Source organism: Sulfitobacter sp. HI0129, assembly GCF_001635395.1.
Taxonomy (GTDB): Bacteria; Pseudomonadota; Alphaproteobacteria; order Rhodobacterales; family Rhodobacteraceae; genus Sulfitobacter.
Map to the genome: position 1 here is coordinate 1 of NZ_LWGH01001142.1, position 770 is coordinate 770.

A 770-nucleotide genomic window follows, 5' to 3' on the forward strand; every position below is an offset into this window, starting at 1 on the left:
GCCCGCCGCTGAGGCTGTCGACCCTGCGTTCGGCAAGATCGGCAATTCCGCAATCGGCAAGTGCCGTGCGCGCAATCTCCAGATCATGTTTGGTCGGTGATCCCAACAGGGCCCGCAGCGGCGACATGCGCCCCAGGCGGCCATTCAGGACGTTGCGCAGAACCGAGGAACGCTCGACCAATGCAAACTCCTGAAACACGAAACCGGTATCCGGACGGCGCGCGCTCGGCGGCGGACGGTCGGGATCGAGCGGCGCACCCAGAACCGATACCCGCCCGCTCCAGCCTTGGAGCCTGCCGTCGAGCAGTGCCAGCAGGGTCGTCTTGCCCGCCCCGGACGGGCCGAGCAAAGCGACGCTCTCGCCCGCCGAAACCCGAAACGAGACCCGCTCCAGCGCCGGGAGGTCCGCGCCCGTATGGGCAAAACTCAGGTCGTCTACTTCGACAGCTGTGCTCATCGCAACAGCCCGTATTGCCGTGCCATATCGCGTACGCCGTCATAGGCGGCGCCGTCGGCCCTGACGTACCCATCCGGTCCATAAAAATAGCGCAGCTTGTTGCGGTGCTCCGGCTCGTTGAGCCGCAGCATTGCGTCGACAAAACGGTCCCGCAGAGCGGCATCGAGCCCCGGGCGAGCGATCACCAAATGGCTCGGGATCGGCGCGCTTTCCGCGATCCAGGTTACCTCTGCCTGTTGCTGCGGCGTCAGAAGCAGGTCGGCATACTGGCTGGCGCCTGCGGCATCGACCAGGCCTTCGGCCATCGCCTGCA

General features: G+C 66.0%; 2 protein-coding genes. Both read right to left on the reverse strand.

Annotated features, from left to right (window positions below):
- A partial coding sequence (locus tag A3764_RS23760; protein WP_150122448.1) for an ATP-binding cassette domain-containing protein occupies window positions 1-457 on the reverse strand: 457 nt, incomplete at its 3' end.
- A partial coding sequence (locus tag A3764_RS23765; protein WP_150122449.1) for a PhnD/SsuA/transferrin family substrate-binding protein occupies window positions 454-770 on the reverse strand: 317 nt, incomplete at its 5' end. The genes A3764_RS23760 and A3764_RS23765, both read right to left, overlap by 4 nt.